Below are 26201 nucleotides of genomic sequence, written 5' to 3'. Positions count from 1 at the left end.
TGTTTATAAATGTTGGAATACAAGAACTCCCTATGATGAGTCAAAGTATTTAAAAGCGCTGAAAGAGAGAAATTCTCCGCTATTGGCAACATAAAACACTTGTTGAATGACTCAGGGCGTGAAGCAGTCGGTCAGCCCAGCAATTCTGAACGATCCCTTTATGCGTTTAGCAGAGCATCACTGGTGCTGTTTTAGACGTCGGCTCAACTGACCACTGATGTCGGCGCATAATGTCGAGAGTCTCATTCAAATTCCGATATCAAGAAATTACAAATCAAACAAAAAGAGCCGTAGTCCCCCCATGATATGAATTGTTGCTGTTTAGCTTCGTCTGAAGCGGCGCATTGCAAGTAGCGCCAAGCCAAATAAGCCGAGAGTAGTTGGTTCAGGGACTGCCACCTGCTCAAAGCTCACACCATTTACGCCCAAGGAGTTGCCCGTAAGATTCAGACTATTATCAAACGTTAATGCGTTTGATACTGTCCCGAAACCAGAACCATAACTTTGATTTAGAACGAAGGTAACAAATGTTGCGGAATCATCCAATGGTCCAAAGTTGCCTTGGAGCCCCACATTAAAATCTGTGATTTGTCCGCCCAATACTGAAAAAGACTGAAAGAAACCGCCAGCTGTATTGTTTAAAGTCAGCAAATCTATTGGCTGACTAGGAGCCCCTAAGCCACTTGGCATTGAATCTACCCAGATGCTCAAAGCTTGCTGATTATCAAGGTTGTCTTGCAAGCCAATTATTCTTCCACTAACAACTCCATCCCGGTTACCTTCATTATTAGCAAAAGAGAAACCAAAAATCAGCGAAGAGTGAGCTGAAAATGAAACACCGAACAACAAAACAAACAAACAACTAATTTTTGCTGTATACAACTTAAGAGAAAGAACTTTTTCTGTTATTTTCATGGCCTATTCCTATTTATTTTTGTGGGGATCACTAAACTAGAATACAGATATTTTTCATATACTCACTTTAAGCAAGAAATAAACCAATAACAAAATATTACATATATTCATATACCTATATATTCGCAGACATATAGAAAAAAAACGGTGCAAAGAAAGCTGACACAAGTTGGGCCAGGAAACGTAAACATTTGACGCAATTGTCTTGCTTTCCTAATTGAGGTGCTGGGCGGATTTGCAAGTAATATTGCTTAATCAGCAAAATAGAGTAATTTTACCGAACTTTGACTGACTGCTTATGGCACTTAAGACGACCAGCTTTATTCAAACTCGAGTATCAAAAGCGCTAATTAGAGTTGAGATTAATTCAACTAATGCGCTACTCAAGGTTATGCAGTAATTCTCCTAATTGACCTATTTCAATATCAGGTTCTATTCCCCAAGGATCAAAGACAGCAGTTGGGCTGCGTTTTAACCAAGCCGCATGTAACCCGCAGGACTTCGCTCCGATTACATCAAATGGATTGCCTGAAATCAGCCAGGTATCTTTTGCTTGTGAGTCAATTCTATTTAACAAATGTTGATAAATCTTTGGATCGGGCTTGAATGTATTGATTTCATCGGCAGTTACCACTGCACTAAAGTAATCTGCAATTTTAGCCTGTTCGAGTAAGCTGCAAACCGAAGCAGACTCACCATTGGAAAACGCAATCAATCGATATTTTTCTGCCAATTTAGGAAGGGCAAGTGCAACATCATTAAAGGCCGGTAAACCGCTGTATTGCTTAAGAAGCTGTAGTTTTTGCTCCTCAGTCAAATGGATATTGAGTAAATCACAAGTGAAATTCAACGCGTCTTTAGTACAAACAGAAAAGTGCTCATAACGTTGCATCAATCCACGACGGAAAGAATATTCTAATTGCTTTGCTCGCCACGAATCGGAAAACAACTGCGCTTTACTGCCAACCAAACTTTCTAATTGCTGCAACACCCCCTGGGTGTCTATTAGTGTTCCATAAACATCAAATGCCAAGTTTAGCTTCATACAACCCTTCCCCACTTTTACCATAAATTTAAGCCTATTAGGTTTCAATTAAAAGGCTAAACAAGATTCATAATTAGATTTTCCAAACATCACCGTTGACTTTAACGTACCGTTCGGTACAATGCAAACCATTAAACCGTACCTATCGGTATAAAAAATACTAAAATAACCCAAAATTTGAGGAACATTAGATGACAACATTGACTATCCACACTATAGAATCCGCACCAGCAGACAGTAAACCATTGTTAGAAAATTCAGTGAAAGGATTTGGTATGCTACCAAATCTGCACGGTGTACTAGCAAGCTCGCCGCAAACACTTGAGGCTTACCAAAGATTACACCAGTTATTTATGGATACCTCTTTTGACGCAGAAGAGCTGACCGTGGTTTGGCAAGCGATTAATGTAGAGCACGGCTGTAGCTATTGCGTGCCGGCGCACACTTTTATTGCAAACTCTATGAAAGTTGACCCAGCGATCACAGAAGCGTTGCGTAATCAAGAACCAATGCCAACTGCTAAATTGCAAACATTGTTTGATACAACAATTACCATTGTGCGTAATCGTGGAATTGTATCCCAAACAGATTTAGACAAATTCTACGCTGCGGGTTACGGTGAGCAGCAAGTGTTAGAAATTATTTTGGCATTGTCTCAAAAAGTGATTAGCAATTACACAAATCACATCGCTAGCACGCCAGTAGACAAACCGTTTGAACAGTTTGCATGGTCTAAAGAAGCGTAATATTTAATCGTACAATCACTATAGGAGTGATGATAATGGACAAACAATATACCCCACCCGACATTTGGACTCACGACGCTGAAAGTGGGGGTCAATGGGCAAGTATTAACCGCCCGGTGTCAGGCGCGACACACGAAAAAGCGTTGCCAGTGGGCAAACATCCATTGCAGCTGTACTCGATGGGCACCCCCAATGGTCAAAAAATCACTATTATGTTGGAAGAGTTGTTAGCATTGGGCAAAGACGCCGAATATGATGCTCATATGATCAAAATTGGTGAAGGTGATCAATTTTCATCAGGCTTTGTCGACCTCAATCCTAATTCTAAAATTCCAGTCTTGGTGGATCACTCCTATGAAGAAGCGTTGCCTGTTTTCGAGTCAGCGTCTATTCTCATTTATCTCGCAGAGAAATTTGACGTTTTACTTCCAAAAAATGTAGTTGAACGCACTCAAGTAATGAACTGGTTGATGTGGCTGCACGGTTCTGCCCCCTATTTAGGGGGCGGCTTCGGACACTTTTACCATTATGCGCCAGAGAAATACGAGTACCCAATTAATCGTTTCACCATGGAAGTTAAACGCCAATTAGATGTGTTAGATAAGCAACTCGCAAAGAGTACGTTTCTTGCGGGTGATGAATTAAGCATTGCTGATATAGCAACTTGGCCATGGTACGGCAATCTTGTTATAAACAACTCATACGAAGCCAAGGACTTCCTGCAAGTTGAAGATTACAAACATGTACAACGTTGGGCAAAAGCCTTGTTAGCTCGCCCCGCATTTCAACGAGGCCGCATTGTTAATCGCAGTTGGGGAGAACCTTGGGAGTACCTTGAAAATCGTCATAGTGCTGAAGATATTGATAATGTTTTAAAATTAAAACCAGAGTAACGGTTTGCCCCCGTAAAAACGATTATTATAAATGCCAAACAAGCTTAGGGTTGTTTGGCTTTTTTATTAATAAAAATCAATTGTTTGATTTAGCATGCAAACAAACATTTTCACTTTAGGCATCAAAAAATCCATTCCTGTGATCATGCGGCATCCCTCACAGCACTATTTACAGAGACTGTCACCTTAAATACCTTAAATACCTTAAATACTTTAAATGCGACACCTAAAAACCGGAATACAGTCAAACTTGATGATTGATAATAGTGAAGTTAACGCTTGAAAAGAGTTGCTTAAGACCTATTTATCAATGAAGAATATTTTTGAAAAAGACTCATGCTGCCTATTTTATTACCGTTGTTTATTGGTGTTGTAATCATTGCCGTCATAATCGGCAAACCCTATTGGCGTGAATTCAAACGAAAAAGAGTAAATCAAGTGCCCTTTCCAAAGGAGTGGCGAAAGATTCTGAAACACAGAATGCCCTACTTTAGAAAAATGCCTGCGGATTTACAATTACAGTTAAAACAGCATATCCAAATATTCTTAGCCGAAAAAGAGTTTATCGGCTGCAATGGTGTCATAATTTCCGATGACATCAGAGTAACGATCGCAGCCCAAGCCTGTTTATTATTGCTCAACCGTAAAACCGACTATTACCCAAAACTACGCACAATATTAGTCTATCCTCGCGCCTTCACTAAGCAACAACAAACTCGCAGCTCAGACGGTGTGCATTTTAGCCAACATGTCGCAATGTCGGGAGAATCTTGGGGGTTTGGTAAAATTGTATTGTCTTGGCAAGATACCCTCGATGGTGCTTATTTACCTGACGATGGCCACAATGTGGTGATCCATGAGTTTGCACATCAATTAGATCAAGAAGACGGTTTAGCCGACGGTGCGCCAATTTTAGGTAAAGCTCAAAGTTACGCCTGTTGGGCTGATGTTTTTTCAGATCAATTTAAACAACTTAAATACCAGGCTAATTCTGGCAGCCACTCAATATTTGATTATTATGGCGCTACCAATCCTGCCGAATTCTTCGCAGTGGCAAGTGAAGTGTTTTTTGAAAAAGCTAAACAACTCAGGCATGAACATCCAAAACTCTATGAACAATTAAGTTTGTACTACCGCGTAGACCCTAGCCTTTGGTAAACGTAGACGACCTATTAGACTCGGTATCTCTTTAGCTAACAATAATGCAACGCAACGATTTAGATTGAATTGAACCTAAACTGCGTAGTAGCAATTGAAAATTGAGTGTTAAAAGTACAAAAAATACGTGTACATAATCAATCAACGTATGCAGCTATCTATTACACTTTTAGGTATGCCAACATCAACCCTAGATAGAATTATGCAGAAATGGAATTTTAGTCATCAAGTTTGTTCAATGTTCAGTATTGTCAGCCTTTTGGGAATACTGCTAAGTCAATCTAGTTTCGCAAGTTCCAGGCAAACAATTGCGCAAAGCGAACAGACAGTACCAGGCAATAACGGACAATTTAATATTTTTTTGGGTGCGACAATTAACTCTTTCAACGAGGTGATATTTACAGCTCAATTAATAAATACCAGTGAAGGTGAAGCAGATGATACCGCACTTTATCGCATGGCATTGCCCAGCACAGTCAATCCAGCGGTTATTACCCTTGAAGAAGTCATTAGAGAGAATCAATTATTAACCGTTAGCGATCGTTCGTTTCATATAAGCGATTTATATATTGATATTTCTTTTAGGATAACCAATCGACCACTCAGCGACTCCCTAGCTGCCGGCGATTTCACTAATTTGGCCTTGATGTTACCCTTAGTACCGAATTCTAACGAACTTGGCAATTCAATTATTGCGGTAGAATCTGAAAATTCAATTGTTCTAATTGCTGAAGCAGGTGCAACTGTTGAATCGGGAAATGGTGAGTACCGAGAATTTAATATATTTAGCTTAGTTGGAATTGGCAGTAACAACCAGGTTATTTTCTTTTCAAGTTTAGACAATACTGAAAATGACACAGAAGACAACACAGCTTATTTTAAACGTTCTAATGACAACTCAATTGATGAACTTGTGCGCAAGGGTGATTCAGTAAATGGCGGCATTTTAACTCATCCTGGCGGGCTAGAAACCAACGACAACGGCAACGGTGTATTTTCAGGCCAAAATGACTCCGAAGACGTCAATAACAATTCAGGTTTATATAAAGTTTCCGGTTCTAGCTATTCTCTGGTTGTCCATGAAGGTGATTTAGCCCCCACTGATGATACAGAAAATCGTTATTTTTCCGCATTAACTGATGCTCGAATTAATAACCATAATCAAATAGGTTTTAAAGGAATGTTGCAAGATGAAAACGGGTTTGCCGTGACAAATGGCTCTGGTCTGTTTTTAGCCGACAACTTATCCATTAAAAATATTCTACAAAAAGGCCAAGCGACACCAGATGGTACTGCCACGTATGGCAACCTACTTAGCCCCTTCAGCGCTACACCGCGCCCGGCGATGAACGATTTGGGACAATTGGCCCTAATAGTCGACTTATTAACCGAAGATGCTCAGATTAACGGGGTATTTAGAGCATCGGAAACAGAGGTGTTAGAACTAGCCAGAAAACACCTGAGCTATGAAGATGGCAGCCTACGAAATTTTCAAGATCCGGCAATCAACAATAGTGGCTTAGTGGTATTTCAAGCCGATTTGGCTTTAGAAGAAGTCTTCGATGATGAAGGCGCTTATCTGCGGACAGAAGATATTTTGATTATCACAGATGGGGTACATTACGAAACCATAGAACGCGGGGGACGGGAGCATAACGGTAAAGTTATCAGCGAGATTTTTTTTAATAACAATCCATATGGCCCAGCAAATGGTTTAAGCGATACAGGCACAGTGGTATACACAGTAAGGTATGAAGATGGCCATCGAGGGATTCTCGCCTGGATACCCGACTTTGGTTGGCGTACTGACGTGACACACGGCGTTTGGGATGATGTGTCACATTGGGATTTTGGCGGTTTACCTGACCAATTTACAGATGTCATTTTAAACCCCGAGCAACCAACCGACATTCTTGGGCCCATTGCAGACACAACAATCAAATCACTATCGTTAGGCGGCACTTCTGGCAGTATTGACCTCACCCTTCAAAACAGTACTTTGAGCATGACCGGTGGCTTGGTAGTTCACTCTGGTTCAAGCATTTTTGGGCAAGGCAGCATAGATTCAAGTGTACAAAATGAGGGGCTCATAGAGGTATTGGAAAATCAGTCACTAACAATATCCGGTGAGATGATTAACGATGGTCAAATTACCATTAATGAAGGAAGCCAATTAACTTTCCTAGCAAATTTTACAGGGGTAAACCCCATTCAAGGAAACGGCACTGTCACTTTTAATGGCGAAATACAGTTAACTGATGAACCAGGCCTGTTGACCATTCAAGGCAGTTTAAATTTGACCGAGGATAGCGCACTAAAAATAGCAATTGCAGGATTAGAACGAGGTGAAAGTTATAGTGCCATTGATGTTGGAGATACAGTCTCCTTAGGAGGCACATTGCAATTAACTATTTCAGATAACCTGAATTTAAGCGATGGCGACACCGTCGAGTTATTGCAGGCCGGACAAATTTCAGGTGAGTTTGATAACTTAATGGTTCCTGATTTAAGCGAACAAGGCTTGCAACTGTCCGTCAACCAATCGACGACTAAACTAGAACTAGTAGTAACGCAAGATGCTGATCCTCTCGATACAGATGCAAGCTCTGGAAGCGGCGCAATAAATATAGGATTGTTTCTATTGTTACTGCTTCCCTTAATCAGATATATTGTTGATAGCAAAAGGGCTGAATAAGCTCAAACGACATTTTTCGTTTAAGTTGGTAATCAAAATTTATCTCATTGGAAAACGGTTAATGCAGTCAGTTAAAACTTTATTAACTGACAATAGTCTGTTTCAACTGCATTAAAGAGCCATATTAGCTATTTAGAATTTGATGCAATGGCCGGCTTTGTGTAAATAAAAAATACCTAAGTTCATTCGCGCAAATCTATACTGTGCTTAGGCCCGAAACAATACTGTTAAATCTACACTGTCGAAACTACTCTGCCAAAACGATGCAATCCAAACAATGCGCTCCATACTCTGCCACTAACGGTATCTTGTCATAGGTTTGATAAAAAGCATGTTGTGCTGTCTATTCTTATTTATCTAGTGGTAAAATAATTACAATCATACTGAATACCTCAAAACCTATTTGTTTGCCTTTGAGTAATTCTATCGTTTTTAGACACGAAATTAACACTGTCAAGAACCCTATGCTTATCTGCAGTAAATACAGGGAATTCCTGTCATAGATTACCTTTTAGATTTAGCTTGGTTGTACAAAGATAAAAATTACTATGAATATACCGCGCTCTTTACCCCTACGTATTTTAATCGTAGTGCCCTTTACCTGTTTGCTTATTAGCGCAACAGCTATTTTTGCTGGAGTGTCTTACAATAATAATCGCGCTGTAGCGATAGAAATGGCGCATACTTTCAACGAGTTAATTAGCCAACACCTCGAGAGCTACATAAATAATACCATGGATCTAATGCCTACCTTGGTGTTAAATAATGCCCAAGCATTAAAAAAAGGCGTACTCTCCAGCGATGACCCCCTTAGCAACTCTCCTTGGCTATTAAATCAATTACGTCAATCTGATCAACTCAACTTTGTAACTCTGGCATTCAATGATGGGGGCTATATCGCAGCCTCCAGACCCCCGCAAAATAGTAGTACTCTAGAAATAGCCACCAACTTGATGAATGATGAAATGCATTTGCAAGGGTATTCGTTAAATAAGCAAGATTTGCCCAGTGAACTGCATAAAGATATTGGCTTTTACGATCCTCGCTTACGCCCCTTTATGCGTTGTGCCATCACACAACCACAGACCCCATGTTGGGGCAAGGTTTACCAATATCTTGAAGGTAAAAAGTACGCAATTAGTTTTTCACGGGCGATAAGAAATGAACAAAACGAACCCATTGCCGTAGCAGCGGTTGATATGAGCCTCAATCGCTTAAGTGAATACATTAATAAACTCAAATTGAACAACCAGAGCATCGCTTTTTTGTTTGAACAAGACGGAACCCTGCTTGCTTCAACGAAGGAAAATTACTTGGTCGCCAATCCGTTAACCAATACACGTTTCACCTTAAGCAATCATCCAAATACCTTACTAAATGACTTGGCAGCATTCCTTCATCTTGGCTCTTCTGAAGAACTCATAGAGTTGAATAATCGCGATTACGTTGTCACCTCAAAAGACATTCAGTTAGGTTATGGGAAAGTATGGAAGCTGGCAGTTCTACAACCCCTTGACGTGACCATATCCGTGATTAAAGGAAAAACTTCCGATACCATTATTCTGATCTTAGCCACTTTATTAGGGATGATTGCTTTAGGTGCGGCAGTGACAAAGCTAATTGCCAAGCCCATTGAGAACATCAGTAAAATGGCCTTAGATGGCGCGTTAGACGAATTGGAAAAAGCGCCTTTCCAACATAGTTTTATACCCGAAGTGAGGCGTTTATCTTCAAGCTTGGCCCGTTTAGCAAGTGCCCAAATTGTCTCCATTACTCAACTTGAACAACGTGTAGTCCAGCGCACAACAGAGCTCGAAAAAGCCAACGTTCGTTTATTAGCACTATCTCAGAAAGATCCCTTGACCGGAATTGCTAATCGAAGAGTTTTTGATGAAACCTACCGACTTCAATGGGCTTTGGCCCAGCGTCAACAATCGCCAATCGCACTTATCTTATGTGACGTTGATCAATTTAAAGCATTCAATGATAATTACGGTCATCAAAAAGGAGATGCGGCACTGATCCGGGTCGCTAGTAGTATTCTCAAGCAAATTAAGCGTCCAACCGACTTACTGGCTCGTTATGGCGGCGAAGAATTTATATTAGTCTTACCGCAAACTGACGAAAAAGGTGCTTGGGAAATCGCAGAAAGAATCCGCAACGCCGTAATTGCAGAAAATATCCCCCGTGATGATCAAAAGAACTTTCCGTATATAACCTTAAGTGTGGGATTTGCGTCTATGGTTCCCACCCTTGAGGACGATCGCAAATCACTGCTTAGTCAGGCTGACCAACAACTTTATATTGCCAAAGCGAACGGCCGTAACCAAAGTCGGCCAAGGGTTTGCTAAATATTGGCGTTATCAATAGGGTCTTGGCTTTACTGTTATTTGTCACGATAGAATAATCTACGCCAGGTTAACTTAATAATGATGGGCGCGGAAACAAACAGCCTAAATGAAAGCTAAGTCGCCGAGCCGGCAACTTAGCATGAATCGAGAATAGAGCGGTATTAGGAGAATTTGGCCAGGGTAAATTTAGTATCTTCAGTGCGCAATAAATATAGTGCGAAACACGCTGCCCACATTGGCCATGCTGCAAAGAATAATAAGTTATTGAATGGGTCTAAGTATTGATTCATGGCCGATAACGTCGATCCTCCGTGAAGCAAAAATATCAGACCGTAGGTGATACGCTTTTTCACACCAGCGACAAATGCTATGACCAGTAAAAGCTGCAATGCCCCTAAGATATAAGCCATAGTTTCGCCCATACCGGGAATTGAATAAAATTTCTCAAAAATTCTAATGCTGTGCCCTGGATTAATAAATTTATCCAATGTCCAAACAAACATGACTAAGAAAACGCCTAGTCTCATTGCTAAAAGCGACCACTGTAAGCGGCTGCGAATTTCGTTAGGAAGTACTTCACTCATTTAAATTCCTTAGTAACTCAGTTAATTATTTTTTATTTGACGTCTCTAGTCGACGCAACGATTGACCTAGATGAGATTTCAGCCTTTCTAGCGCCGTTACCTAAGATCAGGAATATCATCAGACCGACTCTTCTAAATTTTCTTTCAGCTTTTTTTAGTTGTTTAGAACTTTCTCGGTGGATAATACATATATAGAGACCAACAACATGAAGTTCTGTTGGTATAAAGCGGAAGTAGAGAAAGCACTTAGGCGATGAAAAAGTGCTGAAGCATTTTTTATCACTCTGGGTAAACCATAATTAATGTTTATATAAATAACTAAATTTCAATTTATTTGTAATAAGTGTGCAATAAAAATCGGCACAGCTAGGTCTTTAGGCTCAGAGTGATTAATTTTAGGAACAGCAATGGTAACCAAATCACAGCAGTTGTTAGTCGGTGTTAGTTTGATTATGACCTACCCCGTTGCAGCTCAAGACAATAATATTGAACATGTAATAGTGACAGGCGAAGTGCAGCCAGCCCTTGTTTTATCACCTAAGAACGCGGTCATCGATGGTCCATTCGGGAAAGATAAAAACTTAACGGAAATTGCTCGCTCAATATCCTCTATTTCTGAGGATATGTTAGAGCAATTGTCTATTGATGACTTGCAAGACGTGCTGACGTTAGTGCCAAATACTTATTCAGCAAGTGGTTTTGGGGCGCCAAGTTTACCGACGATTCGTGGCCAGCTAGGTGAATTATTTCAACAAGGTATGCGACGTCAAGCAGGTAACAACGGCTTTGGTATCCCCCTGTCTTTTAACAGTGTCGGCCAAATCGACGTAGTAAAGGGTGCCCCTTCTGTCATTTTAGGCTCAAGTCAAAGAAACGGCGGTTTTGTTAATCTAAACAATAAAGTGGCTTCTTTATCTGGTACCGATATCAAAGTTCAGGCTAATGCAGGAAGTTGGCAACATTATCGTGCTCAGTTAGATATAAATACTGCCATTGAAGAAGGTAAGAGCGGGATTCGCGTAAGCGCTGAGTATATCGACAATGATAGTTATTTCGACTACAGCGGATTTCAGAGTGAAGATTTATTCGTGACATTGCGCTTGCTGCCTGATGACAAATCTAGCTGGGATATCAGTTTCGAATATTATGACGTGGATTTCACTGACAACGCAGGTATTAACCGTCCTACCCAAAACTTGATAGACAATGGTTTATATATTACCGGGCAAGGTATTCAACCTAATGGTTCAGACATCCCTGGTGCATTCGCCGTTGTGTCACCAACCGGTGAAGTGGCAATTCCTCGTAGCACGGTGTTAACTGATCCCGACAACATCAATAATGCACAAACATTTGTTTTGCATAGTACTTACCTGCGAGAATTAAATTCAATCCATAGTTTAACCAACCGAAGCTACTTTCAATATTTAGACCGCGAAGAGATTGCCCAAAACAGTTTTGTGGAGATTATTGATGGTGCAAAAACGGCGCAAAACCGTACTGAGATTCACTCCATTTGGGATGCAGAGCAACAAACAACTTGGGGGATTGACATACGTTACAACAATGTATTGGGATATAGTCAATTTACCACCGAAGCCGACTTGCCTATTGATTTACTTGGCAGTATCGAACAACGTCGAATTCCGCTAACTGACGCGCAAAAAGCACGATTAGTTGAGTTAAGACCTGGGGTTTTTGTGTCTCCCGGTGCTAATTACGATATTGACAGCGATGGTTCAAATGACTTTTCGTTATCTGACACCACTGATTCGACAACGTGGCAAACGGGTTTATTTGTGGAACAGGAAAGTGATTGGAACGATCGCTTTAGCACCACCGTCGGCATCCGAGCCGATCACTACAATGTTCAGGTCAGAGATGCGCTGGCACCATTAGGGCAAATAGCAGCCCAAGACTCATTCTCTACTTGGTTATACTCTGGCTCGGCCTCAGCACGCTTTAAAGTAACTGACTCTGTGGTGTCTTACGCTACTTATAGTTATAACGAAGCAACCTCTAACAGTATGGGCGGCGGAACCGTTTTAGGTGCAGACAATAAAATTAACCCTTTGAACTTTGCAACCGAAAATACACTTTATGAGGTTGGCTTTAAATACTCTCCTGCTGATACACCTTGGTATGCTGATGCCTCAATATTTGAACAATCTCGCAGTTTACGCAACCGAGACGGTAGCAATACAGGGATAATCGCCAAGGGTTTTGAAGCTCAAGTGTTTTATCAAGGAAAGGTGTTTTGGGCTAACCTTGGATACAGCTATTTAGATGCTCGCTACGATAACTCCGCCAGTGCCCAAGACTCTCAACAAGTAGCTGATGCGTTCGACAACTCGCGACCTGATATTATTCAAGGCACCGGCATAGGCGCTCCTAACTTCGCGGGTTTTGCCCCATCAAATCAACCAGTACAAGGCATTCCGCAGCAAGCAGTTTCCATCAATGCAGGATATCAAATATTGGATAATTGGGATGTCTCTGGCTCTGCCATTTATACTAAAAGCTATCCTCTGGATTACCTCGCAACCGTGTTAATACGCGACCAAATAACCATTAACTTGAATACTAATATTGCGCTGACAGAGCAATCGAGTTTGCGCTTAGAAGTGCGTAATTTAACCGATGAAAAAAACTGGCGCCCGGTATTTGAAGGCGGCTATTTTGGTTCAACTTTAGTTTTCCCTGAACTTCCGAGAAATGTTCAGTTAACTTATACATACAATTTTAAGGCTTAAACACCACATGAACAGTAAACGTGTAATATTGATCATTGTCATTGCTGCATTAATTGCTAGCTTTTTTATCTTTGATCTTAACCAATACCTCACCCTTGAAAGCTTAAAGAGCAATCAACAAGCATTGGCTGGATACATTGAAGCTAACTGGTTAGTGGCATTTTTTGGCTATTTAATTATATATGCAGTCGCTACTGCGTTAAGCGTGCCAGGTGCAGCCATTCTTACACTAGGCGCTGGCGCATTATTTGGCTTCGGATGGGGATTGTTACTTGCATCATTCGCTTCAAGTATCGGCGCGACTCTCGCATTCTTAGCATCCCGTTTTTTATTGCGAGATTGGGTTAAAAGCACCTTCTCGAAAAAGCTGGAGTCTATCGATAAAGGAATCGAAAAAGACGGTGCTTTTTATCTGCTAAGTTTGCGTTTAGTACCACTATTTCCTTTCTTCATCATTAACTTAGTAATGGGTGTTACCGGTATCAAAACCTGGACTTACTACTGGGTTAGCCAAATCGGTATGTTAATTGGTACAGCTGTTTACGTAAATGCCGGTACCCAGCTAGTTGAAATTAATCAATTGTCTGACATTATTTCCGGCGATCTGATTTTATCCTTTGTGCTGTTAGGTATCTTCCCTATTCTGGCTAAATTTATACTCAGTGCGTTGCAGCAGCGCCGGGTATATAAAGGTTGGAAAAAACCCAAAACATTCGATCGTAATCTGGTTGTGATTGGAGCAGGCTCTGCCGGTTTAGTTACCGCCTATATTGCTGCTGCCATCAAAGCAAAAGTAACCTTAGTTGAACGTCATAAAATGGGCGGCGATTGTCTAAATACTGGTTGTGTGCCATCTAAAAGTTTATTACATGCAAGTAAATTAGCGCACATTCATCACACATCACAAAATGCCGGCGTAACCTACGATGCACCCAAAGTAGATTTTAAAGCGGTGATGAACAAAGTTCACAGTGTCATTAAATCTATCGAGCCCCATGATTCTGTAGAGCGATACGAGTCATTGGGCGTGAATGTTGCTATCGGCGATGCCACAATCGTTTCGCCTTGGCAGGTAGATATTCAAACCGCAGATGGAGTGCAATCTCTGACCACTCGCAATATTGTAATTGCTACCGGAGCTCGCGCTTTTGTACCTGACATTCCAGGTTTGAAAGAGATTGATTATTTAACGGCTGATAATCTTTGGGAGATCCAAGAACAACCTAAACGCCTAATTGTGCTTGGTGGAGGTCCAATTGGTTGTGAATTATCACAAGCGTTTGGTCGCTTAGGCACCCATGTGACCCAAATAGAACGTGGCGACCAGGTGTTAAGTAAAGAAGATCCAGATGCGGCTAAGCATTTGCAAATTCAGCTTGAAAAAGATGGTATCGATTTACGCCTGAATACCAGCGCTATGGCAGTTGAAACCAGCACCGAAGGAAATGTGTTAGTTGTTGAATTTGAAGGTAAACAAGAACGTATTCCATTTGATAAAATTTTAGTAGCTGTTGGCCGTCAAGCGAACTTAACAGGGTTTGGATTAGATAAACTGGGCATCGAGACAGACCGTACTATCATTACTAATGACTTTTTACAGACTAAGTATCCTAATATTTTAGCGGCCGGTGACGTTGCAGGTCCATATCAGTTCACTCACACGGCAAGCCATCAAGCTTGGTATGCCGCAGTAAATGCGCTGTTTAGACCATTTAAAGTCTTTAAAGTGGATTATAGTGTTATCCCTTGGGCAACCTTCGCTGAACCAGAAATTGCTACAGTAGGCCTAAATGAAGTAGCCGCAAAAGAAAAAGGTATTGAAGTTGAAGTGACTCGTTATGATATTGGCGGCCTAGACCGCGCGTTGGCTGATGATCACGCACGAGGCTTTGTTAAAGTGTTGACGAAACCTGGAAAAGACAAAATTCTGGGAGCCACCATTGTAGGTGCAAATGCCGGCGAACTATTAGCCGAGTTTGTTTTAGCCATGAAACATGGATTAGGTCTAAATAAACTTTTGGGTACTATTCACATCTATCCTACGATGGCAGAAGCGAATAAAAACGTTGCAGGAAATTGGAAGAAAAATAACGCACCTCAAAAACTACTGGCTTTCGTTGAGCGTTTTCACACGTGGCGACGTAAATAGCTTAACCAATGGGGTGATAAGGTTGTTTTAGTGCGAGCATCTAACTAAATTTAGCGACGCTTGCCTTCTCCCCTATTCTGCTCACCGAGGCAATTATAACCTAGTGGTTAATTACCAAGTTAACCACAGAGTATGTGTACTTTATTTCGTATTTTTATAAATGATAATTTAACGGAAAATGATATGTTTACGTTTTTAAGTAAAATCAAAGTAATGGTTACCAACAGTGTTTTGGCTGGCACCATATTTACTGTTTTAATTTGTGTAAAATCACAGGCTGCTGACTTTGATCATCGTTACGATAGTTACAATCAATTGTTAGCGCAGGTTGTACAAGTCTCCGATGACAAAAAACAAAGCAGAGTGAAATACCAACAATTAGTGTTGAAAAAAGAGATTTTAGAAGACGCTTTAACGGGATTTTCAATTGTCACTAAAAGCCAATATGATGATTGGGATACGCAACAACAATTGAGTTTTTTAATCAACGCATACAATGGGTTTACCCTAAAGCTGATTGTTGATAATTGGGATGAATTTAAACAAGGTGATGCAGAATCTATTCGTGACTTAGGTTCACTTTTTAGTTCACCTTGGGAAAAAAAGTTTTTTATGCTTTTTAACAAAAAACATAATTTAGACGACATTGAGCACGAAATGATCCGTAAATGGTTCAAAGAACCACGTATTCATGCAGCATTAGTGTGTGCTGCGGTATCATGCCCTCCCCTTCGAAATGAAGCGTTTACAGCCGATAAGTTAAACACACAATTAGACAATCAGATGCATCTATTTTTAGCGGATAATAGCCGCAATGGGATCATCTTAAAAGGTCAAAAAGGTGAAGCGTCCCTTTCTTCGATTTTTAAGTGGTACCGTGAAGATTTTGAAAAAGGTCAACAAGGGTTTAACTCATTATACGACGTGCTTAGGGTTTATAGTGATGCCCTTGTGAGCAGTGACAATGATGCAGAGACTAAACGTAATATCATTAAAAACGCCAACTACCCCATTACATTTAAAGATTATGATTGGCGTTTAAATGACGTGGCCAACTTTTAACATGATGGTATCTATTATTATCAGAGCTTACCTATCAATAGCGATAATATTGCTGATGTTAGCCAGTTTAATGCCGTTGGCCCACGGGCAAGAAACTCAACGGGACAACGCCGCGAAGATGACAGCAAGTACACAGTGGCAAAAAATCTTATCTGACGCCCGTGGTGAAACAGTTTACTTTTACGCTTGGGGCGGCTCAAAACCGGTTAATGACTACCTGCGCTGGGCCGCGAAGGAAATTGCCAGTCGTTATAAGGTACGTTTGCGACATGTCAAAGTAGCTGATATTAGCGAAGCGGTGAGCCGCTTGAAAGCTGAGTCTGGTAAACAAAGTGCCATCGACTTGCTGTGGATAAACGGCGAAAATTTCAGTTTTTTGAAACAACAAGAACTGTTACTTGGTAATTTGTGGTCAAGTATTCCCAATAGTGCAATGTTAGCAGTTCAAGCACTCTCACTACAGAATGATTTTGGGGTTCCCATTGATGGATTTGAAGTGCCATGGGGAGTGGGTCAATTTAATATGATTGCCAACCCAAATATATTTAATCTCAATATTGCTGGTAAAGTGAACGACAGCAAAATCACGCCAACGATTATTCTCAAGGCAGCCCAACAATATCCCAATAGGATCAGTTACCCTAGACCGCCAGAGTTCCATGGGACAACCTTTTTGAAGCAACTTTTAGTGGGCCTTAGCCACAACGATAAACGACTGTTTGAATATGCTACCCCTGAAGCCCAGGCAAAACTGTTACCGTTGTTGTGGGATTATTTAGATCAATTGCATCCGTTAATCTGGCAACAAGGACGAGCTTTTCCTAGTTCAAACACAGAGCAACTTTCTCTGTTGCAACAAAACAAATTAGATATGGCTGTCAGTTTTAACCCAAATCAATTAATTAAAGAGCAGCAAGAAAAACGATTACCCCCATCTGCGCAACGTTTCCATTTCACTCAAGGCGCGATAACAAACAGCCACAATTTGGCTATTCCGAAGGGAGCCCAAAGCCCAGCCAGCGCAAAAGTTGTGATCAACTTTTTATTAAGTGAAGACGCTCAGAAACAAAAATTAAACGGCAGTTGGGGGGATCCAACGGTTATTGCTCCGCTACTTGATCCAGCGTCAACCTTGCCTTCGCAACAAGAACTGCATAGTTCTTGGCAGCAAGTTATTGAAGAACAATGGCAACAAAAATACGGCGCTTAACCCTCTCCACGGGCTGGTTTATTGTTACGTTAGTGGCAGGACTGCCTTTGTTTGGCATTATCGTTGGTTTATGGCCATCGGTGGCTATTTCTTGGCGTGACTTAATAGAATTTTTTACCTACAACGGCATAGCAACGTCAGTGTTAAGCACACTGTTTGTATCGCTGACTGCGCCTCTTGTCGCGCTTTACATCAGTTTTATGGTGTACAGCCAATATCGTTTTAACCCCCGCTGGCAAGCACTGGAAAAAAGACTCGCTCCGTTGTTGTCCTTACCTCATTTAGCCGTCGCCTTAGGGTTAGTTTATTTATTTAGCTCAGGTGGTTTACTGTGGTCGTCACTGTGGGGCATATTCGGTGCCACCGCGCCACAATGGTTAGGATTGCCCCACAAAAGTTTAGTAACCCTGTTACTGGCAATGAGTATCAAAGAGGTCCCTTTTTTCCTATTGATCTTCAGCGCCCTTGGTCGCCAGTTGCCGATAAAATCATGGTTATTGCAAGGTAGAGCCCTAGGCTATAGGGAAACTACCAGTTGGTGGTTATTAGTTTTTCCGGTTTTGTTAAAACACTCTCGTTTAGCGCTGCTTGCTGCTATGGCTTATACTTTGTCGGTGCTGGATATAGCCCTATTGGTTGGCCCCAATATCCCAGAGTTATACGCTGTCGTACTGTATAACTGGCAAACTGGCTTCACTGTTGATGAGCAAGCCTTGGCATTTGTAGGTAACCTTGTACTAATAGTGATGCTAAGTATATTAATTGCAGGCATATATACACATGAGTGGTGGGCCGTACGAAATTTACGCCATCACGCTATTCGTAGAACGTCATTAAAAATAATTCGCGTTAGCCGTTTATTTAGCCATTGGCTTGGCTTTTTTAGCCTTTTAACCCTAAGCATTTTAATCACATTTTTAATCTGGTCATTGGGTTGGAACAATCAACAAAACATGCTCAGCACAACCCCGATAGATTGGTCTTTTGGGTTATGGCGAGACGAATGGTTTTTTATGCGAGGTCCGCTGTTAAATAGCCTTTACATTGCTTTAGTTAGTAGTATTGTTGGAGTGTTAACAACCCTTTTAGCCTTAGAGTTACAGCGACAAGCAAAACGTTACCTTCCAGATTATATTTGGTTAATGGCGATTCTGCTGCCGCAACTAAGCATGGTCTATGGCTGGCAAATATCCCACACGGCGTTGAATGGGAGTTATCATACGGGTTGGGTTGTTATCTCTCACCTACCCTTTACTTTTGCATATAGTTACTTAGTGCTGCGCGGCCCTTTCCAAAGTTTAGATCGGCACTATGAATTAGTAGCTGCAAGTTTTGGCTATAGCTATTGGCAGCAATTTTGGAAATTACGCTTGATGCTGTTACGACCAGCCATGCTGAGTGCTTTGGCCATCGCATTCTCCGTCAGTGTTGCCCAATATATTCCGACACTAATGATTGGCGCAGGTCGCGTCTCTACAATCACCACTGAAGCTGTTGCTATCGCCTCGGGTAATGAACAAAGTATCACCGCGGTTTATATGCTAGTTCAGGCATCATTGCCCTTTGTGGCCTTTTTTGTCGCCAGTGTCGTGTCCCAACGTCTTAGAGGAAGTTTCGATGTTTCGCATCAATAATTGTAAAATTTCAATAGAAAACGGATGCATCGAGCTACCAGATATATGCCTTGATAGTGGGGAGTTATTAGTGCTAACTGGCCCTAGCGGCATGGGCAAGTCGACATTTTTGCATTGGCTTTTAGGCGACAGCCCTGAGCATGCTAAAGTCAGTGGTGAAATAACCTTAAACATGAAGCCGCTTAACTCGGTCAAGATAGAACAGCGCCGTATAGGCTTGTTGATGCAAGATGTACATCTGTTTCCCCATTTAACTGTGCTAGATAACATTTGTTTTGCCCTGCCTGCAAATCTTAAAAACGAAAATGGCAATAAGCTAAGTAAAAATCAACGTCGAGATACCGCACTAGCAATGCTAAAGGAAATTAATCTAGACTACGTTGCCCAACATTATGTTGAACAATTAAGTGGCGGTGAGCGTTCAAGGGTGGGCTTAGTCAGAGCACTAGCAAACAAGCCTGAAGCACTGCTTATGGACGAACCTTTTGCGGCATTAGATCCAAACACTTGCATGCAAGTAAGCCAGTGGGCATTTTCTCAACTTCAATCCCGAGGTGTACCTAGCATAATGGTAAGTCATGATATTAATAACATTCCACCTCAAGCACAGCACATAGACTTAGCTGATTTTTATCGCAGCCTATAATAAATCGCTGCACACAAATAACGTCCCTGCACTGGGACAAAATGATTAAAAACAAGGTAAACCATGATTGACCCTCTTCTAAATCGGCTTTTAAAAAAACCTCTTTGTAGCTTGGCTAAACAACTAATAAAAAGAGGAATCAATGCTGATACGGTAACCTTAGTCGGTTTTGTCATTGGTATGTTAGCCATCCCGGCGATCATATTCGACCACTACTTTTTGGCACTATGTCTAATTTTGTTAAACCGATTAGGAGATGGGCTCGACGGCGCTATTGCAAGAGAGACAGCTCCTTCTGATGCAGGCGGCTTTTTGGATATCACCTTGGATTTTATCTTCTATTCTGCCATTGTTTTTGCATTTATCTGTGCCAACCCGATAGAAAATGCCGTGGCGGGTAGTTTTTTAATGCTCTCATTTATGGCCACAGGTGGTAGCTTTTTAGCCTTTGCAATTATGGCGAGTAAGCATGGTATAGACAGCCCTAACTACCCACAAAAAAGCTTGCATTATATGGGCGGATTAGCTGAAGGTTTTGAAACCATTTTAGTATTGTGTCTATTCTGTTTATTTCCCACTCATTTTGTACTCATCGCCAGTGTGTTTGCATTGATATGTTGGTTAACTGCGGCGATACGAATTTGGGTTGGCTACCATACTCTTTTGGCCACCAAAGACTAATTTTCTTTATTGTTAGATTTTTCACGAAATGGCATGAGCAGAACCGTACTAATCCCTGTATTGCTCGACTCAGATGGATAGTCTTTTAATCCCAACACTAAACCATCATCGCCTGCCTGAGCGTTGTTAGTATAACTATTAAAAAGACGATCCCAGATGGACAAACAAAAGCCGTAATTGCTATCCGTCTCTTTAACGACTTGACTATGATGAATACGATGCATGGCTTGGGTAACAATGACTCTGCGTAACGGCCATTCTAACCAGTTAGGTAATTTAATATTACTGTGATTAAAAATGGCGCTGGCATTAAGCAGTATTTCAAATATAAGAATAGCTTCTACCGGTATCCCTAATAACAGTATTCCTAATGCTTTAACCACTAAACTTAGGGCAATTTCAATGGGATGAAAACGCAGTCCTGTGGATGCATCCAAATGCGGATCGGCATGGTGGACTCTATGCAAACGCCATAAAATAGGCACGCGATGAAATAAGCGGTGCTGCCAATAAATCAAACAATCTAGCATAATCACTGCCAGTAAAATTGCTAGCCAATCGGCTAATTTCAAGACATTCAATAAACCAAAATGAATATCATCGGCGAAAATAGCGACTACCGCTAACCCTGCAGGAACCAATAACCGACCCACCACGGCGCCACAAAACACCAAAAAGAAATTACTCAGCCAGCGTTTGCCATTTGCTACAGGAGAGACCCTATTTGGCAATATTGCCTCCCACACCATCATAACCATTAGTACCACTAAAAAACTACCAATGCGCAGCCACGCTTCATTTTGCATATGAATTCCATACCTCTTATTAAGAGATTTACAAGTTGAGCCTAAAACAATTACTGACCGTATCTATTTGTTCATATATCATAAGTCCATAAAACACGGATATTACAATAAGATCGGAGTACTCTCTATGAAGACCTTGGTAAGCCTAATTAGCTTTCTCGCTATTTTACTCGTTGCACTACCTGGCCCCCTATACAAATTTGGAATTTTGGAGCTCGGCCCTGCGTTTACAGCTTTGCGTTATGGTGTTTTTACTGGTATTGGGGCAATCGTTTTGATTCTAGTTCAACTCATTTTTTTACGTAAAAACATCAGTTGGCCAAGTGTCGCAGTATCCGCTGTTTTAGCTATTGTTGCTGTGGGTTTACCCCTTAGCATTATGAGCAAAGCGAAATCTGTTCCGCCCATTCATGACATCTCAACTGATCTAGTTAATCCCCCTAAATTTTCGGCTATTGCAGCCTTACGTGCAGATGCTCCCAATCCTGTAGAGTACGCTGGCGAAGAAACAGCTAAACAACAACGTGAAGCTTATCCGCAATTGAAGTCACAAGTATATACTCAATCTTCCGCGCAAGTTTTTGGCGCAACCGAAGCCGCTATGAATGATTTAGGTTGGGAACTCGTTAATGCAGATAAATCAGCAGGCATCATAGAAGCTACAGATACCACTACTTGGTTTGGCTTCAAAGATGATGTAATTGTTCGCATTGCCAATGCACAAGCAGGTACAGTTTTAGATGTTCGCAGTAAATCCCGTGTTGGTAGAAGTGATCTCGGTAAGAATGCCGAAAGAATTCAACAGCTTATCGCAAAAATCAATAGCCGCTTATAAACATATTAAGCCTCAATATTTTAGTTAATTAAAATATTGAGGCATTTTCTGGTTACTCAAACATTAGCTAAATCGAGATAAAAATACGCTATTATTTAAATGCGATATACTTCTATGGCTATAACATTTGAATATTAACTTTTAGATAACTTATTTTCGGATCTAATTAAATAGACATGAGACGCTTTTTAAAATCAATACAATCAAGACTGGTGTTACTCATTTTATTGGTAGCCTTACCTGGTATATTCACCCTTGTTTATATGTCGATTGAAGAGCGCCAGCATGCCATCCATGCGGCTCAGCACGAAGCTATAAAAACCGTAGAGGTTACTACTACTTTTCAAGCTTTATTAATCAGAAGAACTGAGAATTTTTTAAAACATTTGTCTACGTTTAGTGCAGTGCTAGAGCCTGATTCTTCAGCATGTAGCGACTTTTTAGCTGATATTATAAAAATAAAAGATATCTACTTTAATATTGGCGTACCAAAAGTTAACGGTGAATTGATTTGCAACGCCAAGCCCCTGAATAAAAGTATCAATGTTTCAGACCGTCCTTATATTCAAAAAGCCATTGCTAGCCGGGAATTTTCAATTGGTGAATACCAAATAGATAGAGCAGCAAATGTAACCAGCATTAACTTTGCCTATCCTGTCATACACCCTCAAAGTAATGAGATTATCGCCGTCGCCGTGGCCGTACTGTCTCTAGATTGGTGGAGTAAACAACTTTCAGATTCTCGTTTACCGCAGAATTCAGTGGCGTACATTACCGATCATGAGCAAAAGGTCATTGCCGCTTTTCCCTATCAACCAGAAATACTTGGTTCGCACATCTCAACTATTCAACCCAGTCTAGAACAATACGAGTCTGATTACGGCATCGACGACCAAGACAGGTTTTATGTGACAAGGCCCCTGCGAAAAGACAGTGAACTGATTAATATTACAGTCGGCATTCCTTTCTCAGAAGAGCTAAACGCTATAAATTCACGTTTGCTAAATACAGCTATTGTTCTTTTGCTCATCCTTGTTCTAATGCTTGCCATTGCTAGTTGGGGTATCCAAAAGACTTTAGTAAACCCACTCAAAAACCTTTTGCAATCAACCAAAGATTTAGAGTTGGGAAGAGATATCGACGATATTCCTAAACAAGGCACTTCTGAACTAATTGAATTGCAACATCGCTTTATGCTGATGGCCAAAACACGTTTGAATGCGGAAAAGCAACTTCAACAAAGTCAAGCGTCCCTTTTAAAAAGTGAAAGTGAATTTTCTGAACATATTAAAAATACCCCTTTAGGCTGTATATCTTGGGATAGAAACCTATTTTGCACGAAATGGAACAAATCCGCTGAAAAGATTTTTGGTTACAGCGCCGAAGAAGCCGTTGGTAAACACGCAACGGATCTTATTTTGGTGCCCGAGTTACGAGAAGAACTGCAAAATGTTTATCAGTTAATTTTAGAGCAAAAAGGCGGTGCTAAAAATACCAATGAGAATCTAACAAAAAACCGTGAACTGATTATTTGTGAATGGTACAACACACCAATTTTGAATCAAAACGGTGATGTCACTGGTGTCACCACGCTGGTTCAAGATGTCACAAAAAACAAACAGAACGAGGCACAGCTTACCTTAGCAGCCAGTGTTTTTTCCCATGCCCGCGAAGGCATTATTATCACCGATACTAAAGGCCATATTATTGATGTCAATCAGACCTTTGTAAATATAACCGGTTATACACGAGAAGAAGTTTTAGGGAGAAACCCAAGCTTCCTTAAATCTCACAGGCAATCCCGAGATTTTTATCAAAAACTATGGAAATCCATCGGGGATAATGGATTTTGGTGCGGGGAAATCTGGAATAAACGTAAAAATAATGAAATTTATGCCCAACTGCTAACCATTAGTGCAGTAAATGATGAAAAGGGTAATGTGAAAAACTATGTGGCCATTTTTACAGATATTTCAGAATTTAAAGAGCAACAACATAAACTCGAACACATGGCCCATTTCGATGTTTTAACCAATCTGCCTAACCGAACTTTGTTAGCGGACCGATTAGGACAAGCCATATCTCAAAGTAAACGCAATGAAAGAATGTTAGCTGTCGTATTCTTAGACTTAGATGGTTTTAAAGAAGTGAACGATAGTTACGGCCATAGTTTAGGTGATGAACTGCTAGTTATTATCGCATCTCGATTAAAAGAAACCATGCGTGAGTGTGATACATTATCGCGCTTCGGTGGAGATGAGTTCGTGGCCGTATTGGCAGACCTTGAGCAATTACAAGACTTTCAACCCATTATAAATCGTATGCTAAAAGCTGCTTCTACGCCAGTAATCATAGATAATATTAACCTAAAGGTATCCGCCAGCATAGGTGTGACATTGTATCCAGCAGATCAAACCGATGCTGACCAGCTTATTCGACATGCCGACCAAGCAATGTATTTAGCTAAACAGAAAGGCAAAAATTGTTATCACCTTTTTGATATCAAGTCTGAAGATGCCATTAAGGCGCGCCATGAAACTTTACTGAATATTAAAGCGGCTTTAGAAAACCGTGAATTTGTCCTTTTTTACCAGCCAAAAGTTAACATAAGAACAGGTGCAATTATCGGGGCGGAAGCATTAATTCGCTGGCAGCATCCTCAGCGTGGCTTGTTATCTCCTATCGAGTTTTTACCCTACATTGAGAATCACCAACTTAGTATAGATGTGGGAGAATGGGTAATTGAAGAAGCGTTACGACAATTGGCAAAATGGCAAAGAAATGATCTGGTGCTTCCCATTAGCGTGAATATTGGAGCCCTACAAATTCAACAAAATAACTTTCCAGAGCAGTTACAAAAGTTACTGACAGCTTACCCTGAAGTTGACCCACAATTTTTAGAACTTGAAGTATTGGAAACCAGCGCGCTAGGTGATTTATTGGATGCGTCTGAAATAATGAAAAGCTGTATTAAATTAGGGGTAAATTTTGCTATTGATGACTTTGGAACAGGATACTCTTCACTCACCTATTTAAGAAGATTACCCGCTAGCTTAATTAAAATAGACCAAATATTTGTACGCGACATGTTAGTCGATCCAGAAGATCGAGCTATCGTAGAGGGTATAGTCGCCCTTGCCAAATCTTTTAATCGTGACGTCATTGCCGAAGGCGTTGAGACAATCGCCCATGGTGTGTCTTTGCTCCAACTAGGCTGTGACTTAGTTCAAGGTTACGGAATAGCAAGACCAATGCCCGCTGCGGACATACTCCCTTGGACAACTAACTGGAAAAATGATGAAGTATGGCGCTTATGGTCGACCGACAAACAAAACTAAAGTAGCATTAACTAGATGATGAGGTATTCTTTCTAGCCAAAAATATGCTGTGCTGGGTACCGCTTCGTTTTTGCGAACTTACCACGCGAGTATCTACTTCGAACCCTGCATCTTTTAGACGCACACTAAATAAATAATCAGGCCCAGCGGACCACACGGCTAACATGCCCTTAGGGTGCAAAACCTGATAAATAGCTGCAATACCTTGCGTTGAGTACAACCAATTATTGTTCCCCTGAGTCAGCCCCTCTGGACCATTGTCAACATCCAGTAGAATAGCGTCATATGTGGGTTTATTTGTCTCCAAAAGTAATTTTACGTCACCAATAACAACCTGTGCACGAGGATCGTTAAGTGGCCGCTTTGCGCACTCCCCTAAAACTCCTTGATTCCACTTAACGACTTCTGGGATTAATTCAGCAACGCTCACTTGAGCACTCTGATTAACCACTTTCAATACCTCAGCCAAGGTATACCCCATCCCTAAACCACCAACCAAAACATGGGCTTTATCGGTGTTTTTTAAATAGGCGCATCCTAACTTAGCCAATTCTTTTTCTGAATTAAAAACACGACTATTCATTAATTCGCCGCGCTTTCCAGTCAAGCGGATGGAAAACGCCTTTTCTCGTTGAAAAAGTGTCATTTCACCGCCACCGGGAATAGCAGCAGAGTCCAATTGAATCCATGGGAGCATAGT

General features: G+C 41.0%; 19 protein-coding genes. 14 read left to right on the top strand and 5 right to left on the bottom strand.

From position 1 onward, the window contains the following. Positions 1-321 precede the first annotated feature (321 nt). A complete protein-coding gene (locus ACYVIL_RS17480; protein WP_460313783.1) occupies positions 322-915 on the bottom strand; it encodes a PEP-CTERM sorting domain-containing protein in 594 nt (197 codons plus the stop codon). Positions 916-1294: 379 nt separating this feature from the next. Further along, positions 1295-1960 carry a haloacid dehalogenase type II gene (locus ACYVIL_RS17475; protein WP_303475177.1) on the bottom strand — a complete coding sequence of 222 codons (666 nt, stop codon included), beginning with the start codon at positions 1958-1960 and terminating at the stop codon, positions 1295-1297. A 191-nt stretch (positions 1961-2151) separates the two neighbouring features. Here ACYVIL_RS17475 and ACYVIL_RS17470 point away from each other — a divergent pair, with 191 nt between their 5' ends. The 5 genes from ACYVIL_RS17470 (at position 2152) to ACYVIL_RS17450 (ending at position 9803) form a co-directional block, all read left to right on the top strand. Further along, positions 2152-2706 (top strand): carboxymuconolactone decarboxylase family protein, encoded by a 555-nt coding sequence (locus ACYVIL_RS17470; RefSeq protein WP_303475176.1) that lies wholly within the window; start codon positions 2152-2154, stop codon positions 2704-2706. A gap of 35 nt (positions 2707-2741) precedes the next feature. Beyond that, positions 2742-3599 (top strand): glutathione-dependent disulfide-bond oxidoreductase, encoded by an 858-nt coding sequence (gene yghU, locus ACYVIL_RS17465; protein WP_460313780.1) that lies wholly within the window; start codon positions 2742-2744, stop codon positions 3597-3599. Between the two features lie 336 nt (positions 3600-3935). Beyond that, positions 3936-4757, top strand: a complete 822-nt coding sequence (locus tag ACYVIL_RS17460) for a M90 family metallopeptidase (protein WP_460313778.1) — start codon at positions 3936-3938, stop codon at positions 4755-4757. Between the two features lie 127 nt (positions 4758-4884). After that, entirely contained in the window at positions 4885-7452 is a 2568-nt protein-coding gene (locus ACYVIL_RS17455; RefSeq protein WP_460313776.1) for a DUF7453 family protein, read from the top strand. Positions 7453-8000: 548 nt separating this feature from the next. Continuing rightward, positions 8001-9803: a sensor domain-containing diguanylate cyclase gene (locus ACYVIL_RS17450; protein WP_460313774.1), complete on the top strand. Its 1803-nt coding sequence runs from the start codon at positions 8001-8003 to the stop codon at positions 9801-9803. Between the two features lie 161 nt (positions 9804-9964). Here the strand turns inward: ACYVIL_RS17450 and ACYVIL_RS17445 are convergent, their stop codons facing one another. Continuing rightward, entirely contained in the window at positions 9965-10387 is a 423-nt protein-coding gene (locus ACYVIL_RS17445; protein WP_460313772.1) for a hypothetical protein, read from the bottom strand. Positions 10388-10794: 407 nt separating this feature from the next. On the opposite strand from ACYVIL_RS17445, the gene ACYVIL_RS17440 reads away from it, so the two are divergent. The 7 genes from ACYVIL_RS17440 to ACYVIL_RS17410 all read left to right on the top strand — a co-directional run bounded on the left by ACYVIL_RS17440 (position 10795) and on the right by ACYVIL_RS17410 (position 20522). Continuing rightward, complete coding sequence (locus tag ACYVIL_RS17440) at positions 10795-13140, top strand: TonB-dependent receptor (RefSeq protein ID WP_460313770.1); 2346 nt, start codon at positions 10795-10797, stop codon at positions 13138-13140. A 7-nt stretch (positions 13141-13147) separates the two neighbouring features. Continuing rightward, positions 13148-15289 (top strand): FAD-dependent oxidoreductase, encoded by a 2142-nt coding sequence (locus ACYVIL_RS17435; RefSeq protein ID WP_460313768.1) that lies wholly within the window; start codon positions 13148-13150, stop codon positions 15287-15289. 183 nt (positions 15290-15472) lie between these two features. After that, the gene (locus tag ACYVIL_RS17430) at positions 15473-16351 is read left to right on the top strand and encodes a DUF547 domain-containing protein (protein ID WP_460313766.1); all 879 of its coding nucleotides are present in this window, start codon (positions 15473-15475) and stop codon (positions 16349-16351) included. 70 nt (positions 16352-16421) lie between these two features. Next, entirely contained in the window at positions 16422-17561 is a 1140-nt protein-coding gene (locus tag ACYVIL_RS17425) for an ABC transporter substrate-binding protein (protein ID WP_460313789.1), read from the top strand. Beyond that, positions 17537-19195, top strand: a complete 1659-nt coding sequence (locus ACYVIL_RS17420; protein ID WP_460313764.1) for an ABC transporter permease subunit — start codon at positions 17537-17539, stop codon at positions 19193-19195. Before ACYVIL_RS17425 ends, ACYVIL_RS17420 begins: the two co-directional genes overlap by 25 nt. Next, complete coding sequence (locus ACYVIL_RS17415; RefSeq protein WP_460313762.1) at positions 19179-19841, top strand: ATP-binding cassette domain-containing protein; 663 nt, start codon at positions 19179-19181, stop codon at positions 19839-19841. Before ACYVIL_RS17420 ends, ACYVIL_RS17415 begins: the two co-directional genes overlap by 17 nt. 63 nt (positions 19842-19904) lie before the next feature. After that, complete coding sequence (locus tag ACYVIL_RS17410) at positions 19905-20522, top strand: CDP-alcohol phosphatidyltransferase family protein (protein WP_303475160.1); 618 nt, start codon at positions 19905-19907, stop codon at positions 20520-20522. Here ACYVIL_RS17410 and ACYVIL_RS17405 read toward each other — a convergent pair. Continuing rightward, on the bottom strand, positions 20519-21328 hold the full coding sequence (locus tag ACYVIL_RS17405) for a sterol desaturase family protein (RefSeq protein ID WP_460313760.1): 810 nt from the start codon (positions 21326-21328) through the stop codon (positions 20519-20521). The two genes, ACYVIL_RS17410 and ACYVIL_RS17405, sit on opposite strands and share 4 nt — an antisense overlap. Positions 21329-21455: 127 nt before the next feature. Between ACYVIL_RS17405 and ACYVIL_RS17400 the strand changes: the two genes are divergently transcribed. Both ACYVIL_RS17400 and ACYVIL_RS17395 read left to right on the top strand, forming a co-directional pair. Then, complete coding sequence (locus tag ACYVIL_RS17400; RefSeq protein WP_460313758.1) at positions 21456-22163, top strand: DUF1499 domain-containing protein; 708 nt, start codon at positions 21456-21458, stop codon at positions 22161-22163. A gap of 176 nt (positions 22164-22339) precedes the next feature. Next, entirely contained in the window at positions 22340-25501 is a 3162-nt protein-coding gene (locus ACYVIL_RS17395) for an EAL domain-containing protein (RefSeq protein WP_460313756.1), read from the top strand. Between the two features lie 7 nt (positions 25502-25508). Here ACYVIL_RS17395 and ACYVIL_RS17390 read toward each other — a convergent pair whose 3' ends face one another. Further along, positions 25509-26198, bottom strand: coding sequence for a spermine/spermidine synthase domain-containing protein (locus ACYVIL_RS17390; protein WP_460313754.1), 690 nt, complete (start codon positions 26196-26198; stop codon positions 25509-25511). Positions 26199-26201: the final 3 nt, after the last annotated feature.

It is taken from the genome of Aliiglaciecola aliphaticivorans (assembly GCF_054782055.1).
The sequence above is the reverse complement of the archived record's forward strand: the minus strand, read 5'-3'. Positions and strand labels throughout refer to the sequence as shown.

Bases quoted from the DNA above. Each gene is read 5' to 3' on its own strand.
- ACYVIL_RS17420 (WP_460313764.1), top strand. From the start codon at position 17,537: ATGGCAACAAAAATACGGCGCTTAACCCTCTCCACGGGCTGGTTTATT.
- ACYVIL_RS17450 (WP_460313774.1), top strand. From the start codon at position 8,001: ATGAATATACCGCGCTCTTTACCCCTACGTATTTTAATCGTAGTGCCC.
- ACYVIL_RS17405 (WP_460313760.1), bottom strand. From the start codon at position 21,328: ATGCAAAATGAAGCGTGGCTGCGCATTGGTAGTTTTTTAGTGGTACTA.
- ACYVIL_RS17445 (WP_460313772.1), bottom strand. From the start codon at position 10,387: ATGAGTGAAGTACTTCCTAACGAAATTCGCAGCCGCTTACAGTGGTCG.
- ACYVIL_RS17470 (WP_303475176.1), top strand. From the start codon at position 2,152: ATGACAACATTGACTATCCACACTATAGAATCCGCACCAGCAGACAGT.
- ACYVIL_RS17480 (WP_460313783.1), bottom strand. From the start codon at position 915: ATGAAAATAACAGAAAAAGTTCTTTCTCTTAAGTTGTATACAGCAAAA.
- ACYVIL_RS17475 (WP_303475177.1), bottom strand. From the start codon at position 1,960: ATGAAGCTAAACTTGGCATTTGATGTTTATGGAACACTAATAGACACC.
- ACYVIL_RS17395 (WP_460313756.1), top strand. From the start codon at position 22,340: ATGAGACGCTTTTTAAAATCAATACAATCAAGACTGGTGTTACTCATT.
- ACYVIL_RS17415 (WP_460313762.1), top strand. From the start codon at position 19,179: ATGTTTCGCATCAATAATTGTAAAATTTCAATAGAAAACGGATGCATC.
- ACYVIL_RS17430 (WP_460313766.1), top strand. From the start codon at position 15,473: ATGTTTACGTTTTTAAGTAAAATCAAAGTAATGGTTACCAACAGTGTT.
- ACYVIL_RS17390 (WP_460313754.1), bottom strand. From the start codon at position 26,198: ATGCTCCCATGGATTCAATTGGACTCTGCTGCTATTCCCGGTGGCGGT.
- ACYVIL_RS17400 (WP_460313758.1), top strand. From the start codon at position 21,456: ATGAAGACCTTGGTAAGCCTAATTAGCTTTCTCGCTATTTTACTCGTT.
- ACYVIL_RS17440 (WP_460313770.1), top strand. From the start codon at position 10,795: ATGGTAACCAAATCACAGCAGTTGTTAGTCGGTGTTAGTTTGATTATG.
- ACYVIL_RS17435 (WP_460313768.1), top strand. From the start codon at position 13,148: ATGAACAGTAAACGTGTAATATTGATCATTGTCATTGCTGCATTAATT.
- ACYVIL_RS17410 (WP_303475160.1), top strand. From the start codon at position 19,905: ATGATTGACCCTCTTCTAAATCGGCTTTTAAAAAAACCTCTTTGTAGC.
- ACYVIL_RS17425 (WP_460313789.1), top strand. From the start codon at position 16,422: ATGCCGTTGGCCCACGGGCAAGAAACTCAACGGGACAACGCCGCGAAG.
- yghU (WP_460313780.1), top strand. From the start codon at position 2,742: ATGGACAAACAATATACCCCACCCGACATTTGGACTCACGACGCTGAA.
- ACYVIL_RS17460 (WP_460313778.1), top strand. From the start codon at position 3,936: ATGCTGCCTATTTTATTACCGTTGTTTATTGGTGTTGTAATCATTGCC.